The sequence below is a fragment of the Micromonospora sp. NPDC005171 genome (assembly GCF_040608575.1).
Lineage (GTDB): Bacteria > Actinomycetota > Actinomycetes > Mycobacteriales > Micromonosporaceae > Micromonospora.
The window spans coordinates 1-15317 of the sequence record NZ_JBEXIM010000012.1; the positions used below are offsets into that span (position 1 = coordinate 1).

A 15317-nucleotide genomic window follows, 5' to 3' on the forward strand; every position below is an offset into this window, starting at 1 on the left:
CCCGTCGCCAAGAACCCTGACACCAAACCACAACACCCCCCCCAGACTGCGTTGGCTACACCCGCGGGTCGGCGCCCCCGGTCGGTGGTGGCCGCCGCCGAGCTGATCGGCATGGTCCGCGAGCACGGGTACGGCATGGACGCGCGCGGTCAGCGTCCCCGACGATGAGGCCGAGCGTGGCGAGCAGGCTGGCGCGCGGCCTCGGGCCGGCCACCACCGGCCGCTCCGCGCGGTCCGGCACGCGGTGGAGCGGGTGGCGTCCGCGCGCTAACGGTGAAGGACGTACCCAGACGGGACGATCGCGACACGTGTCCGTGTGCGGCCAGCCCCGCGCACGCACAGTAATGGGCGGCGCAGTGCCTCGCCGGTCGTCAGCGCCCGTCCAGCCCCGGTGTCTGCCGGCCGGCGGGCGCGGTCGAACCCCGCAAGGCATGGCGCGGACCGGGGCCAGCAGGGCAGCCCGCAGGTAGAGACAGCCGACGTACGCCACCAACCGCTCACAGCTTCCACCGCGTTGGTACATGCCGCATACTCTCACCGGTTCCGCCGACGTCTCGGCGGACGACGGGCGGGGGGAGAACGGTCGGATGTCGGTCGGCCACACGACGTACGAGCAGCAGCGGGCCGATCCGGTCGGTCCAGCGCCGACCGCGAAGCCGGCCACGTTCCGCCCAGACGTGCAGGGGTTGCGGGCGGTCGCGGTGCTTGCCGTCATCGCCGACCACCTCGTGCGGTACCCGTCGGGCGGTTTCGTCGGCGTCGACGTCTTCTTCGTCATCTCCGGCTATCTGATCACGTCGCTGCTGCTGCGCGAGCACGCTCGCACCGGGACCATCTCGTTCCGGGGCTTCTACGTCCGCCGGATCAAGCGGATCATCCCAGCGTCGGTACTTGTCCTCGTCAGCACCGTCGTCGCGGCGTCCTTCCTGCTCGACGCCGTGCGGTTCGGTCAGCTGGTGCGCGACGTGGTCGCCTCATTCTTCTTCATGGCGAACTGGCGGTTCGCCCGCGAAGGCACCGATTACTTCCAGGAGGGGTTGCCGCCGTCGGCGGTGCAGCACTTCTGGTCCCTCGCCGTCGAGGAGCAGTACTACGTCGTCTGGCCCTGGCTGATGCTGGGCATCCTGCTGTTCGGGGTCCGCCGCTTCGCGTGGGGTCTACGTGCACGGCGGCTGGCGGTCGGCACCACGATCGGTGCGATCACCGTCGCCTCGTTCGCCTGGGCGGTGTGGGAGACCCGTACCGACACGACCGTGGCGTACTTCTCCACGTTCTCCCGCGCCTGGGAACTCGGGGTCGGGGCGCTCGTCGCGGTCCTCGGCAGCGCTCTTGCCATCCGGTCGGTGGCCGGCCGTACGCTGCTCGGCTGGCTCGGCATGGCCGGCATCGTCGCCTCGCTCTTCCTCGTGCCGGCGACGCCCGGCTTCCCGGCGCCGTGGGCGACCCTGCCGGTGCTCGCCACAGCCCTCGTCATCGCCGCCGGTGCTGGGGGTGACCAGCCGTACCTGTGGCCGCTGACCAACCCGGTGAGCCGCTACGTCGGCGACATCTCCTATTCGCTGTACCTCTGGCACTTCCCGGTCGTCGTGCTCCTCGCGGCGCTCATGCCCAGCGACAGCGTGGCCTACTACGTGACCGCAGCGGTGCTCATCACCGCACTCTCCGTCGTCGGGTATCACGGCGTGGAAGACCCACTGCGCAAGGCGACCTGGGGCCGCCGCCCGGCGGCCGGGACGGCGCCTGCCGCGTATCCGGCCTCGCCGACCCCCACCCACAGGGCGCCGCGTCCGCCCCGGCCCGGTGGGCTCACCGCCTTCCTGCGGCCAGGCCTGGTCGCCGCAGCGCTCGTGTTGTCGGTAACCGTCGCCGCGGCCACGCCGGTGTGGAACACCACGCCGGCGGAGGCAAAGCCGCCCGCTGGTGCCGAACGCTGCCTCGGTGCCGCCGCCCGGGACGCGAGCCTCGGCTGCCCGCCGGTGCAGGGCAACTTCATCCTGCCGGCATCGGCCGACCTGACGAAGGACACCGCCGGTGCCTTCGACTGCTGGATCGCTGAGCGGGCACCGATGCGCACCTGTACCTACGGCGAGTCAGGCCCGGGGACCACCTCGGTCGCGCTGCTCGGCGACAGCCACGCCGCGATGCTGCTGCCGGGGCTTCGGACCCAACTGGCGACGTACGGCTGGAAGCTCGACAGCTACGTCGGCTGGGGCTGCCAATGGATCCGGACCGGCACCGGCAGCACCTGCGACGAGACGATGAAGGACATTCAGCAGCGGCTGGTCACCGGCCCGCGGTACGAGATCGTCATCGTCACCGCGGCACGGCACAAGACCGCGCCGGACAAGGACTGGGTGTCGCGGGGGTACGCGGAGGCATGGAAGCCAGTCGCCGCGCGAGGGACGAAGATCGTTGTCGTGGCCGACAACCCCGGCGTCTCCGAGGCGGCCCTGGAGTGCGTGCGACGGGTCAACTTCTCGGTCCTCGACCACAACTGCGCCACCCCTGTGTCGCGGGCGTACGCCGAGACCGACGCTCTCGTCGCGGCGGCCGCGATGGTGCCTGGCGTCGAACTGGTGGACCTGCGGCCGTACTTCTGCGACGCGACCTCGTGCCCGGCCGTGATCGGCAACGTGATCACTTACCGGGACACAGTTGGGCACATCACCGGGACGTTCAGCCGTACCCTCGGGCCGTACCTCGCCAGGGCGGTCCATGACGCAGCGGCCGCTTGACAGGCCAGGCGGCAGTGGTGAGCCATGGCTGGCTACCCTTGGCACCCGTGCCAAAGATAGCCAGTCCTGCCCGGCCGCCCCGCAGGCTGATCGACGCGGACTCCCGGCACGTTGATCGACTCGGGTTTCAGGAGACCGGGGTGTCGCGATGAGCGGGACACCTCAAATTCCAGGAAGGCGAGTCGGTCGGGGTGGGCGGAACGGTCAGCAGTGGCAGTGCCCCTTGACGCTGCTGACGAAGGCGGCCCAGGTGGCCGGGGCGAAGGCCAGCGCCGGGCCGGTCGGGTCCTTGCTGTCCCGTACGCCCACGACGCCGGGCAGGTTGTCGGCCACCTCGACACAGTCACCGCCACTCCCGCCGCTGCGGGTGCTCTTGCGCCAGGTGGCGCCGGCAAGATCAGTCATGATGCTCCTCAATGATCGAAGTGATCATTTTCTCTGATTCTGCCTCACCTGACGCGAGCGCTTCCAGGTCCGACCACACATGCTCGTAGGCGGCCACCTCGGCCGGCTTGTCCTGGTACAGCGCTCCGGTGATGTTCTCGACGTCGACGGTGGTCGGCTCGGTCGACGCCCTCCCGAACGCCTGGGGAAGTCCAGCAGGACGAAGGTGCCGCTCTCGCTGGCCAACGGTGGACCGGCGGCGAGCGGCAACACCCGCAGACTCACGTTCGGCAGCGTGGCCACGTCGAGCAGGTGCCGCAACTGCTGAACCATCGCCCGTCGGTCGGGGATCGTGCGCCGCAGCACCGCCTCGCTCAGCACGACCCGCAGGGTGGGCGCGGTAGGCAGCCGGCGCACGAGGACGCCCTGCCGTTGCAGGCGAACCTCCACCAGCTTCTCCCCGTCCGCACCGCTCATCGTCGGATTCTTCCGGCGGAACAACTCGCTGGCGTACTCCCGGGTCCGCAGAAGCCCGGGGATCAGCTCCGAATCATATCGGCGGATCAGCCTGGCCGACGATTCCAGGCCTACGTACAGCGAGAACCACGACGGGACCACGTCACCGTAGGAATGCCACCAACCCCGGGCGCGAGTCTCTTTCGCGAGGCCGGCAACGATCTCCCCCATCTCGTCGGTCACCCGATAGAGGACGCACATGGCGCGAGCGTCCACCACGCGCACCGGGACCAGCCCCTTCTCGATGCGCCACACCTTCTGCCGCGAGCAGTCCAGTGCGTCCGCCGCCGCGTCAAGCGTCACCGAGGCGTCCTCGCGGAGCTGCGTGAGCAGCCCTCCGAGCTGCCGCCGAGGGACAGTGGACCCGCTTGTTTCATCCGCCATGCAACATCACCGCTCTCCTCCTGCAACACTTAATGTTCCACCCCGTACGCATTTCCTTACCATTCCTCGTGCGCCAATATGGCCTGAGGCTAGGTCGGGTCGGAGCGTTGCACAAGGTGGCCAGCATGGAACATGCTGTCACGCGTCAGGAACTCCCAGAAATGGCGTCGGGAATGGCGTCGACAATAGCCAGCTCTCCCAGTCAGGCGCATTAACCCTGGGTGCGCGCGACGGTATTCTTTCGGGAAGGACGCCACCGTGCGCGTGTCGTACAACGAATACGTCTTGGTCACCGCGCTGACCCTCGCCCGCCGACACCGACTGGTCTGGAGCTGGGCGCGCTGGCGCACGATGTGCCGGTGCGGCGCGGACCTGCCCTGTCGGGCCCGCCACCGCATTCCGATCACCCGCGGGCACTGGCCGACGTGACCACACTGAAGCCCGGCGACCTGCTGATGATCGACGAGGCGTGCTCGGTGCAGTTCGCCAGAGACCGGCCGCTGCGCCTCCGACTGGTGAGTGTGGACCCGCGCCCGACCTACCACGGGTGGGTCTGGCTGACCAGTTACGTACTCAACGACAAGGGCCTGGCCATCGACAAGCGTGAGGTGTTCGTGCAACAGGCCGGCATTCGGGCGCTCCGCGCCGCGCCCGCGCCCGGCGCCAGTGCCGCCCGCGCCGCGCCCGCGCCGCGCCCGCGCCTTGGCGCCAGTGCCCGGGGCACCGCGCCCCCGCCGGACAAATCGCCCGCGCCGGTCCGGGCAACGCCGGTCCGGGCAACGCCGGTCCGGGCAGCGCCGGATAGCAGCAGGGGCCGGTCACCGCCGGTCTCGGCGGCCGTACCCAGGATTGGTGTCAGGAAACGCCCAGGTGGGTATTTGGGGGGCGACACCGCGTGGGTGCCACCCTTTTCGTCGGCCACCACGCATTCATCAGGAGGTGTGTAGTGGTCAGGATTCCTTCGCTGTCCCGCCGGTCCGAGCCGGCACCGACGCGGGACGAGAACCTCGACGGCCGCGTGGACGGCCGCGACACCCCGGTTACCGAGACCGGCCAGTCCGACGACGGCGTCGGCCGCCCGGTGGTCACCGACCGGGACGCCAACCAGACGGCGTACGGCAGCGCCAGCACGACCGGTGGCCAGACCAGCGAGGCCGAGCGGCGGGCCAACGAGCGGGCGGCGGTGGCCCGGGCCGCCACCAAGCGACCGACCGAGGCTGACCCCCGGGCCGCCCGCCCGGTCGCGCCCGAGCCCTCGAACGGTACGACCCGCCCCGTCGCACCGGAGCCGGTGAACGGCTCGACCAGCCCGGTCACACCCGAGCCTCGCACCGCCGACAAGGTGGAGACCGAGTCCCGGCCCTCCGTCGCCCCGACCACGGCGCGCACCGCCGAGCGGGACGCCGACCTCGACAGCACCACCGGTCGGTCCGACACCACCGACCGGGTCACCACCGACCGACCGGTCGACCCCACCCCGGGCGCGGCCGCTCCCGAGCCGCCGGTGACGCGTGGCCCGAAGCCGCGGGCCAGCCTGCTCGCCACCCTCGGCCTGATCGTCTCGGTCGCCGGCGCGATGTTCGTGCTGACCGGGACCCTGGCCGGGTACGGCATCGGGCTCGGCGCGTTCGGTGCGGTGCTCGCGGTGCTCGGCCTGATGGCCACCCGCCGTCGGCACGTCGCCGGCAAGACCGACGCGCTCTTCGGCGTGATGATCGGCCTGGCCGCGGTCGTGATCGGAGTGCTCGCGATGACCGGCCAGTTCGACTGGCCGACCACCGACGGCGACTGGGTGCAGCGCCTCCGAGAGTGGCTTGACTCACAGTTTGTGGATCGTTTCTAGCGGGCACTGTTCCGCTCGCCGGTGATGCGCCGGCGAACAGCCGGCGGTTCGCCGGCTGCCCGATCAGTCCGGTGGTTCACCGGCCGGGCGACACCCTTTCAGGGGCGGCGGTTCGCCGCCCCTGAAGTGTTTTTCCAGGGTTCGACGATTCCGGTCCAGCTCGCCGCGCGGTCGATCTCGTGGCGTCCCCGCAGCCGGAACGAATCAGGTACACCACCCCCTTTGCTCTGCATACCTATATGCGCCACCGGGCGTCCGGCAGGCGTCCGTCGCGTGGCACCGGAAGTTGCCGGCGTTTCCGGTACTCGTCGGTGAGGCTGGCCCCCCGAGTGGTGGTGCATATAGGGCAGCAGAGCAAAGGCTGCGAACGAGCCCCTGGGCCCCCGGGCTCTCGTACCCCGGCCCCCGGCCCCCGCTCTCGGCCGTCGGCCCCGGCCCCCGGCCCCCAGACCTTCGGCCCTCGGCCACCGGCCCCGACCCCAGCCCTCGGCCACCGGCCACCGGCCACCGGCTCCGGGCTCCGGGCTCCGGGCCACCCTGCCTCCGGCACGAAAACGGCACCTCGACGCTTCAGCGCAACGAATCGCGTTGGACAGCCCGCCACACGCAACGAATCTACGTTCTGCGCAACTCTCGGTGGTGGATCCTGCCGCTGATGCCGCATACCGTTGAGCAACGGCGCCAGCCCGTGGGCCACGGTGGCCGGGGCGCGCCCGACACCTGGGAGCAGGACAATGACGATGGACGCCACCAGCCAGCGCCTGTTGATGTGCCGGCCGACGTACTTCGCCGTCGATTACGCGATCAACCCCTGGATGGACCCGAGCGCGCCGGTCGACGCCGCGCTGGCCGTCCGGCAGTGGGAGCAGCTGCGCAAGACGTACCTTGACCTGGGCCACACCGTCGAGGAGATCACTCCGGTGCCTGGCCTGCCCGACATGGTCTTCGCCGCCAACGGCGGCACAGTGATCGACGGCAAGGCGATGGCAGTGCAGTTCCGGGACCCGCAGCGCGCCGACGAGGCGCCCGCGTACCGGGCCTGGTTCGAGGCAGCCGGCTTCGAGATGTACGACCCGAAGCACGTCAACGAGGGCGAGGGCGACGTCCTGCTGGCCGGTGACCACCTGCTGGCCGGCACCGGCTTCCGCACGGCGCACGCCGCGCACGCCCAGTTGCAGGAGGTCTTCGGCTACCCGGTGATCACCATGCAGCTGGTCGACCCGCGCTTCTACCACCTGGACACCGCGTTGACGGTGCTCGACGAGCGGACCGTGGCGTACCTGCCGGAGGCGTTCTCGCCCGGGAGCCAGGCCGTGCTGCGCCGGCTCTTCCCCGACGCGGTGCACGCCACAATGGCCGACGCCGAGGTGCTGGGGCTCAACGCGGTCAGCGACGGGCGGCACGTGGTGCTGCCCGCGCAGGCCACCGACCTGGCCGCCAAGCTGCGCGACCGGGGCTACGAAACCATCGGGGTCGACCTGTCCGAGCTACGTAAGGCCGGCGGCGGACCGAAGTGCTGCACGCTGCGACTCCGTCAGGGAAGGGCAAGCAAGTGATAGTGGATGACAAGCTGCGTACGCCGGGAGCGGTCCGGGACGCCGAACGCTGGACAGCGCACAACTACCACCCGCTGCCGGTGGTGATCTCGTCCGCCGAGGGCGCCTGGCTCACCGACGTGGACGGCCGCCGCTACCTGGACTGCCTGGCCGGCTACTCCGCGCTGAACTTCGGTCACCGGCACCCACAGCTGATCGCCGCCGCGCACGCCCAACTGGACCGGCTCACGCTGACCAGCCGGGCGTTCATCCACGACCAGTTCGCCGACTTCTGTCGCGAGCTGGCTGAGCTGTGCGGCAAGGACCTCGTGCTGCCAATGAACACCGGCGCCGAGGCGGTGGAGACCGGGATCAAGGTGGCCCGCAAGTGGGGCTACCAGGTCAAGGGCGTGCCCGCCGGGCAGGCCAACATCGTGGTCGCCGAGGGCAACTTCCACGGGCGGACCACCACCATCGTGAGCTTCTCCACCGACGAGGACGCCCGCGCCGACTTCGGGCCGTACACCCCGGGGTTCACTGTTGTTCCCTACGGCGACCTGGCCGCGCTGACCGCCGCGATCGACGAGAACACGGTGGCCGTGCTGCTGGAGCCGATCCAGGGTGAGCAGGGTGTGGTGGTGCCGCCGGAGGGTTACCTGCCGGGCGTACGCCAGGTCTGCACCGAGCGCAACGTGCTGTTCATCGCCGACGAGATCCAGTCGGGTCTGGGGCGTACCGGCGCGACCTTCGCCTGTGACCACGAGGGCGTCGTGCCGGACATGTACCTGCTCGGCAAGGCGCTCGGCGGCGGCATCGTGCCGGTCTCCGCGGTGGCCGCGAACGCCGACGTGCTCGGCGTGCTCAAGCCCGGCCAGCACGGCTCCACCTTCGGCGGCAACCCGCTCGCCTGCGCGGTGGCGATCGAGGTGGTCCGGCTGCTGGCCACCGGCGAGTTCCAGCGCCGCTCGGCCGAGCTGGGTGAGCGGCTGCGGGCCGGCCTGGAAGGGCTGGTCGGCAAGGGTCTCGTCGGGGTACGCGTGCGTGGCCTCTGGGCCGGTCTGGACATCGACCCGGCGCTGATGAGCGGTCGGGAGGCGTGTGAGCGGCTCGCCGCGCGTGGAGTGCTCGCCAAGGACACCCACGGCTCCACCATCCGGCTCGCCCCGCCGCTGGTCATCACCGAGGACGAGATCGACCTGGCGGTGACCCAGCTGGCCGAGGTACTGGCCGGCTGAACGGGGAACGTGGTGGAAGGCGGGCGTCGGGGTTCCGGCGCCCGCCTTCCGCGTCAGGGACGGGGTAGGCGCATGGCCATGGTCGGGGCCTCGGCCATCACCGAGGTGGGGGTGAACGGGGCACCCGTGGGCAGCTCTTCGGCCCGACCGATCTGCACCCCCGGGTACAGCTCCACCATGTCGTTCTCGCCCAGCACCCGGGACTGCTGGGGCGCCAGCGGGATCCGGTCCGACTCGGTCATCGAACCGGCCGGGCGGATGCCGGAGCCGTTGGTGCTGACGTCGGTCACGATGACCTCGCCGACCCGCAGCTCGAAGCGGACGTGACCACGGCTGATCCACCGCCGCGCCTCGTCGTTGAGCCACTGCCCGAGCATGATCCCGCCGTCCTGCTCGGGAGCCCGACCGGCCACGATCGGCTGCTCCTCGCTGAGCACGAACCGCCGGCGGACCAGGCCACCGACGCGTACCGCGAGCACCTCGGTGCGCGGACGCGGGCCGGCGTCACCGAGCCGTACGCCGTGCCGGGGGCAGGTCGGCACGCCGTTGCGCAGCGCGGGCGGCGCCTGTGCGGCGGGGCTGCGGTCGGCACCCCCGGCCAGGTCGGCGAACGCTCCACCCCCGCCACCGCCGCCGAACAGCGCGCAGCCCGACTCCGGGCAGCGCCACTGGCGGGCCAGCAGCTTCACCCCGGTCGGCGAACGCTTACCGGCAACCGGCGAGTGCCCACCACCGACGTGTGCGATGAACACCGGCCCGCCGGCGCCCGGCACCGGGGCGACCACCCGGCCGGGCTGCTCGACCAGCCACGGGAACCGACCGCGCAACCCGTCGAAGCGGGCCCGGCTGAGCACCGGCAGACCGAGCAGGTCGGCGACCTCCAACATCCGGTCGCCCGGGTTGTCGAGCACCTCCACGAGCCCGTCGTCGGCCCAGCGGCGGACCACCATCCGCTCGTTCGAGGTGAGGTCGGCGTCGGAGAGCAACGCCCGGTGCACCACCGCGTAGACCTGGACGCTGTCCTCCTCCAACTCGCGGGAGAGCGCGTCGATGACCATGCCGAGGCGGAGCAGGCTGGCCGGCCGGCCACCGTCGATGTCCTGGTAGCGGATCACCTCGGCCAGGTCGACCACGGCTCGGGCCAGTGACGGGTCCGTGCAGACCCGACCCTCGATGGCATCCAGAACCTTGCTGATCTCGAATCTCATGCCGCACTCCGGACGATGTCGTCAATTCGCCGGGCCAGCTCGATGTCCCGGTGGGTGACCCCACCGGCCGAGTGCGTGACACAGCGGAAGGTCAGGGTCCGCCATCGGATGTCGATGTCGGGATGGTGGTCGAGTTCCTCGGCCACCGTCGCCACCCGGTCCACCACAGCGATGGCGGCCGGGAAACTGCCGAGCTGGGCGGTACGACCGATGCCGGTCGGGTCACCCGACCAGTCGGTCAACCCGCTCAGCCCTTCTCGCACCGCCTCTGCGGTGAGCAGGTCTGCCATGACCAGACCCTACCGGTGGTGCGTCCGGCTGACCGGACGCGCTCCCTTGAGCCCAGGGTGTCCCACAAGCGGTGTCGGCCAGGAACGCGACGGTGGGGCGGCATCATCAGATGCCGCCCCACCGATCAGTATCGCGTCAGCCGCGCACCGGCCGCCCCACCTCGTGCAGGTGACCGAGTGCCTGCCGGTACGACTCGACCAGCCCGGTCTCGGCGTACGGGATGCCCTGCTCGACGCAGTAGGCGCGGACGATCGGCTGGGCCCGGCGCAGGTTGGCTCGGGGCATGTTCGGGAACAGGTGGTGCTCGATCTGGTAGTTGAGACCGCCGAGCGTGGTGTCCACCAGTCGGCTGCCCCGCACGTTGCGGGAGGTAAGCACCTGCTTACGCAGGAAGTCCAACTCGTCCTCGGCGGTCGGCATCGGCATGCCCTTGTGGTTCGGCGCGAACGCGCAGCCCATGTAGAGGCCCCACAGCGCCTGGTGCACGACGGCGAAGAGCAGCGCCTTGACCGGGGACATGACCGCCAACAGCAGCGCCACGTAAGCCGCGGTGTGCGCGACGAGCAGCACCGCTTCGACCACCCGGTGCCGCATCGGGACGGTGTACCCGCCGTCCGGCTCCCGGCCGATGATCGCCCGGATGCTCGCCACGTGCAGGTTCAGGCCCTCCAGCAGGAGCATCGGGAAGAAGAGGTACGCCTGCCGCTTGGCCATCCAGCGGTTGATCCCACGGGTCTCCATCGCCTGCTCGGGCGTCCACACCAGTGCGCCCGCGCCGACGTCCGGGTCCTCGTCCTCGTGGTTCGGGTTGGCGTGGTGCCGGTTGTGCTTGTCGACCCACCAACCGTAGCTGAGCCCCACGGCCGCATTGCCGGCGAACAGCCCCACCAACTCGCTGGCGCCACGCCGACGGAACATCTGCCGGTGCCCGGCGTCATGACCGAGGAACGCGACCTGGGTGGTGGCCACCGCCATCACTGCCGCGAGCGGAAGCTGCCACCAGGAGTCGCCGAGCAGGAACACGGCCACCCAGCCGGCCACGAAGGCGCCGAGGGTGAGCACGATGCGGGTGACATACCAGCCGGGGCGCCGCTCCAGCAGGCCCGCCTCGCTGATCCGCCGTGACAACTGTGCGTAGTCACTACCTCGCCGTCGTACCGGCGGTTCCGCCACCGCTCCGAGCGCCATCGCTGCTCCCGTTCCGCTTGCGCCCGTACCGGGGTGGTTCGGGCTTAATGTCAAGTGTCCCGAATGCGGTAGCGCTGAGTAACCCCGACAGCCCCCGGATGGGGGGTAGGGCAGGCCCTACCCCTACTGGTTCGACTCAGCCGAGTCGGCCCACCGCGGCGCGCAGTCGGGCCAGGTCACGCCGCCGCCGCTCGTAGGTGGCGGCGAGCCCGACCAGCGCCAGCCCGCCGACCCCCAGATAGATCCACCGGGGCAGCAGGTCCCACCCCCGGGCCAACTCGTGCAGCGCAAACAGCGTCAGCACCCCGCCGCCGAGCAGCACCGGCGCCTGCCACCGACGGGTCGCGCCGGCCAGCACCGCGCCGGTGGCCGCAGCGCCGAGGAGCAGTCGCCGCCACGGCTGCGGGTCCGGCCCGGCCAGCACCGAGACGAGGCTGGGCAGCAACGCCGCGACCAGCCCCGGGCCGAGGGCCGGCCAACTGGTCAGCCCCGGCCGGGTACGCAGCGCCAGCAGACCCGCGCCGACGGCAAGCGCCGCGGCTGGCAGGGTGTACGCCTCCAGCACGGTCACCCCGCCGGCGGCCAGCAGCACCCAGGCCCCGAGCAACTCGCTGCCGGCGGCGATCCCGGCGAACGCCCACCGCCGACCGGCTGGTTCACCCCGGCGCAGCAGCCGCAGCGCCACGGCGACACCCCAGAGCACGCAGACGGTGGCGAGGTGCCGCGCCACCTCGACGGCGAGCACCGCCGCCACCAGCGCGACGGCCTGCGCGGCAGCGTCCAGCACCCGTCCCAGCCGGGCGCCCGCCGGGGCGACCACAGCAGCGGCCAGCACCAACGCGGCCACCGCCAGCAGTGGGTACGCGGCAGCCCGCAACGGCAGCCCACCGGCGAGCGGGGCGGTCACCGCCAACGCTGACGCCACGCCGACGGCGGCGAGACAACCGGCGACCCGTACCTCGAACCGGCGCGCCCCGGCGGCGACCGCGACCGCCGCCACCAGCAGCGCCCCCTCGGCCGCGAGCGTCCCGGCCCGGGTGGCCAGTAGACCGAGCACACCGGAGGCCACCAGCACCACGCCCGCCGGCACGGCGACCGGTGCGAACGCCGGACGGGCCGCCGCCAGCGCGGTGAACAGCAGCGCGGCCAGGCCGGCGAGCAGAACGGCGGCCGGCAGCACCGGCCACGGCGCGCCGATCGCGACGAGCAGCACCGGCAGCGCCGCCGCGACGAACGGCAGCGCGGGCGACACCGGCAGGCCGACCCGCCGACCGGTCAGCGCGCCGGCCACCGCCAGCACGACCAGCGCGAACCCGGCCGGGAGCACCGTCGGGTCGGCGACGACAGTGGGCACCCCCGACCACACCCTGCCCTGGCCGCCGTAGGGCGACACGAGCGCGGTCAGCACCGTCGGCAGGGCCGCCAGGACGGCCACGACGGCCAGCGTTCCGCCCGCCGCCAGCAACAGCGCCGACCGGGCCGGCTCGCGCCCGTCGACCGCCGGCCGGTCCCCGAGGGCCGCCTGGCCGGAGGCGCCCGCCGACGGCAGCCAGGAGACGACGAACGCGACACCCAGGGCCGCCAGCGCGGCGTACAGCGCGAGCGGCTCGTCGCCCGCCCCGACCAGCGGCGCGAGGCCGGGCACCGTCACCGCGACGGCGGCGCCGGTCACCGCGTACCCGATCAGCTCCGGCCGGTGGCGACGGGCCGCGAGCGCCGCGACCAGCGACAGCCCGGCGGCGGCGAGCGCGAGCCGGGCCTGCCACCACGGCGGCCCGCCCGCGGCGAGCAGCGCCACCGCCGCGACCCCGGGCAGCGCGAGCTGCCCGACCAGCAGACCCGCACCGGCCACCTCCCGGTACGCCCCGGCCCCCCGTCGTACGGCCAGGGCGAGCCCGACCACGGCGAGCACGCCAAGCGCCACCAGGGCGCCGGTCGGGGCGGCCAGGGCGACCAGCAGCCCGTGCCCGATCAGCACGGCACCGCCGAGCGCACGGGTGCGCAGGGCGACAGGTGGGGTCGTCGGGCGGGCCAGCACGGCGATCAGCAGCGCGACCCCGCCGGCCAGGTCGATGGCCACCACCTGCGGCCAGGCGGCCGGCCAGCCGGCGGGCACGGCGAGCAGCACCGCCACCGCGCCGGCCGTGGCGAGCACCGCCCGCGTGTTCCGGGGCAGCAATAGCACCGTCGCGCCGACCGCCAGCGCCACCGCGGCTGCCAACTGCCAGCCCCAGCGCAGGTCCGGCCCCGTCCCGGCCCCGCCCCAGGGCGGCAGCGACCGGCCCACGGCGGCGACCGCCAGCCCGATGGTGATCAGCACGGTGACCTGCGCCGTGCCCGCCGCGACGAACAGCGCACCGGCCCGCGGGCCGGTCCGCCAACCGCCGCCACCGTCCACCGCCGCCCCGGCCGCCGCCGGCAGGAGCCGCACGGCGGCGGCCAGTCCGAGCGCCACCGTCGCCGCCGCGAGGAGCAGCACTGACGGCCGCAGCTCCGCCACCGGACGCAGCAGGGCGGCGGCGAGCACGGGCACCAGCAGCCCGGCCGCCACCGCCCGCAGCGCCCGCCCCCCGACGAGCCAGGCCGCGCCGAACCCGGTCAGCGCGACCACCACCAGCGGCACCCCGGCCAGCAGTGGCGAGCCCCCCGCCCGCCCGCCGACCAGCGGCACCACCGCGCAGGCCGCGGCACCCACCAACGCGGCGACGTGACCGGCCCCGGCCAGCACGCGGCCGCCGAGCTGGGCCGCCCCTCCCCGGCCCCGCAGCGCGGCGAGCACGGCCAGGTTCAGCGACGCCACCCCGAGCAGGACCACCGCCCAGCCGGCCGCACCCAGCCCGGCCTCGGCGGCGAGCAGCGGCAACGCCGGCTGGGCAGCCACCAGGGCGGCGAACCAGGGCCCCGTCAACCCGGTCCACCGGCCGTACGCCACGGCGACCGCCGCGCTGGCCCCCCCGACCAGCGCGGCGTATCGGCTGCCCGGCCAGCCGGCCACGCCGGCCAGGTCCACCGACCAGGCCGCGTAACCGTCCAGCACCACGAGCAGCAACCCCACCGCGGCGAACGTCTCCGCCGTGCCCCGCAGCCCTCGGCGGACCGCCACCAGCGGTACGCCCAGGGCGAGCGCGGTGAACGCCGCCAGGATCAACGCCCGCCCGCCGACCCCCACCGCCGCCCAGGCCACCGCTGTGAACACGACCGCCGCGGTGCCCAGCAGGAGTCCACCGAGGACGAAGAGCAGACCCTGGACCGTCCGGGTCGAGGTCTCCGCCGCGCCCGGCCGCGAATCCGCGGCCACCCCGGGGCCCGGGCCGATGGACGGCGCCGGCCCGGCGAGAGACGCCGGGCGCGCCACGACCGAGGCGGCCAACCCGGCCCGGACCACCGCCGCCAGTTCGGCCCGCCGGCGCGACACGGTCGACAGACGTCCGGCCAGCTCGGTGTACGCGCGGCGAGCCTGCTCCACCTTCGGCTCAAGCTCGGCGACCTCGCGGCTCAGCCGAACCACCTCGGCGGCGATCGGGTCGGGCGCGCGACGGCAGCCGGAGCAACCGGCGCTCAGGTCGGCCGGCGCACCGCAGGCGGGGCAGGGGTAACGGGTGTCGTCCACCCGGTCATCATCGACAACCGACCCGGGCGCCACCCAGAGTGCGCGTACTCAGGATCGGGTGTGCTCGTACACCCAGGTGGCGTAGTCGGGGTTTCCGCTCTCCACCCTGGACACCAGGATCTCCGGAACCTCGTACGGGTGGCTGACCCGGATCTGGTCCAGCAACGCGGTGAGCCGATCCGGTGCGGTCTTGAACTGCACCGACCACTCGGTGCTCGTCTCCATCCCGGAGCGCCACCAGTAGGTGCTGTCCACCTGGCCACCCACCTGGGCGCAGGCGGCGAGCCTGCCGGCGACGGCCGCAGCCGCCAACACGTCGGCGACCGAACGCGCATCCACCACCGTTGTCACCACGCAGATCTCGTCCACGCCCGCACCCTACGCGGCC

The 15317-nt window shown here is 72.7% G+C and carries 13 protein-coding genes and 1 pseudogene; 6 read left to right on the top strand and 8 right to left on the bottom strand.

The features are described from left to right. The first annotated feature begins 521 nt into the window (after positions 1–521). A complete protein-coding gene (locus tag ABZU74_RS17020) occupies positions 522–2735 on the top strand; it encodes an acyltransferase family protein (RefSeq protein ID WP_355424268.1) in 2214 nt (737 codons plus the stop codon). Between the two features lie 204 nt (positions 2736–2939). On the opposite strand, the gene ABZU74_RS17025 is transcribed toward ABZU74_RS17020, so the two are convergent. The 3 genes and pseudogenes from ABZU74_RS17025 to ABZU74_RS17035 form a co-directional block, all read right to left on the bottom strand. Further along, a complete protein-coding gene (locus ABZU74_RS17025; RefSeq protein ID WP_355424270.1) occupies positions 2940–3140 on the bottom strand; it encodes a DUF397 domain-containing protein in 201 nt (66 codons plus the stop codon). Continuing rightward, complete coding sequence (locus ABZU74_RS17030; protein ID WP_355424618.1) at positions 3133–3273, bottom strand: hypothetical protein; 141 nt, start codon at positions 3271–3273, stop codon at positions 3133–3135. The genes ABZU74_RS17025 and ABZU74_RS17030 overlap by 8 nt, the downstream gene beginning before the upstream one ends. Positions 3274–3380: 107 nt before the next feature. Continuing rightward, a pseudogene (locus ABZU74_RS17035) lies at positions 3381–4019 on the bottom strand (helix-turn-helix transcriptional regulator); the annotation flags it as partial. Positions 4020–4277: 258 nt separating this feature from the next. Here ABZU74_RS17035 and ABZU74_RS17040 point away from each other — a divergent pair. The 5 genes from ABZU74_RS17040 to rocD all read left to right on the top strand — a co-directional run bounded on the left by ABZU74_RS17040 (position 4278) and on the right by rocD (position 8632). After that, positions 4278–4448 (top strand): hypothetical protein, encoded by a 171-nt coding sequence (locus ABZU74_RS17040; RefSeq protein WP_355424273.1) that lies wholly within the window; start codon positions 4278–4280, stop codon positions 4446–4448. Further along, positions 4445–4966, top strand: coding sequence for a hypothetical protein (locus ABZU74_RS17045; RefSeq protein WP_355424276.1), 522 nt, complete (start codon positions 4445–4447; stop codon positions 4964–4966). Before ABZU74_RS17040 ends, ABZU74_RS17045 begins: the two co-directional genes overlap by 4 nt. Then, a complete protein-coding gene (locus ABZU74_RS17050) occupies positions 4966–5862 on the top strand; it encodes a thrombospondin (protein ID WP_355424279.1) in 897 nt (298 codons plus the stop codon). Before ABZU74_RS17045 ends, ABZU74_RS17050 begins: the two co-directional genes overlap by 1 nt. A 740-nt stretch (positions 5863–6602) precedes the next feature. Further along, positions 6603–7418: a dimethylargininase gene (gene ddaH / locus ABZU74_RS17055; RefSeq protein ID WP_355424621.1), complete on the top strand. Its 816-nt coding sequence runs from the start codon at positions 6603–6605 to the stop codon at positions 7416–7418. Further along, positions 7418–8632 (top strand): ornithine--oxo-acid transaminase, encoded by a 1215-nt coding sequence (gene rocD, locus ABZU74_RS17060; protein WP_355424624.1) that lies wholly within the window; start codon positions 7418–7420, stop codon positions 8630–8632. Before ddaH ends, rocD begins: the two co-directional genes overlap by 1 nt. 53 nt (positions 8633–8685) lie before the next feature. Here the strand turns inward: rocD and ABZU74_RS17065 are convergent, their stop codons facing one another. The 5 genes from ABZU74_RS17065 to cutA all read right to left on the bottom strand — a co-directional run bounded on the left by ABZU74_RS17065 (position 8686) and on the right by cutA (position 15298). Further along, complete coding sequence (locus ABZU74_RS17065; protein ID WP_355424282.1) at positions 8686–9840, bottom strand: FHA domain-containing protein; 1155 nt, start codon at positions 9838–9840, stop codon at positions 8686–8688. Further along, the gene (locus tag ABZU74_RS17070; RefSeq protein ID WP_355424285.1) at positions 9837–10130 is read right to left on the bottom strand and encodes a 4a-hydroxytetrahydrobiopterin dehydratase; all 294 of its coding nucleotides are present in this window, start codon (positions 10128–10130) and stop codon (positions 9837–9839) included. Before ABZU74_RS17070 ends, ABZU74_RS17065 begins: the two co-directional genes overlap by 4 nt. Before the next feature lie 136 nt (positions 10131–10266). After that, positions 10267–11319, bottom strand: coding sequence for an acyl-CoA desaturase (locus ABZU74_RS17075; protein WP_355424288.1), 1053 nt, complete (start codon positions 11317–11319; stop codon positions 10267–10269). A gap of 136 nt (positions 11320–11455) precedes the next feature. Continuing rightward, positions 11456–14929 (bottom strand): hypothetical protein, encoded by a 3474-nt coding sequence (locus ABZU74_RS17080; RefSeq protein WP_355424291.1) that lies wholly within the window; start codon positions 14927–14929, stop codon positions 11456–11458. 48 nt (positions 14930–14977) lie between these two features. Next, positions 14978–15298 (bottom strand): divalent-cation tolerance protein CutA, encoded by a 321-nt coding sequence (cutA, locus tag ABZU74_RS17085; protein ID WP_091406014.1) that lies wholly within the window; start codon positions 15296–15298, stop codon positions 14978–14980. Positions 15299–15317: the final 19 nt, after the last annotated feature.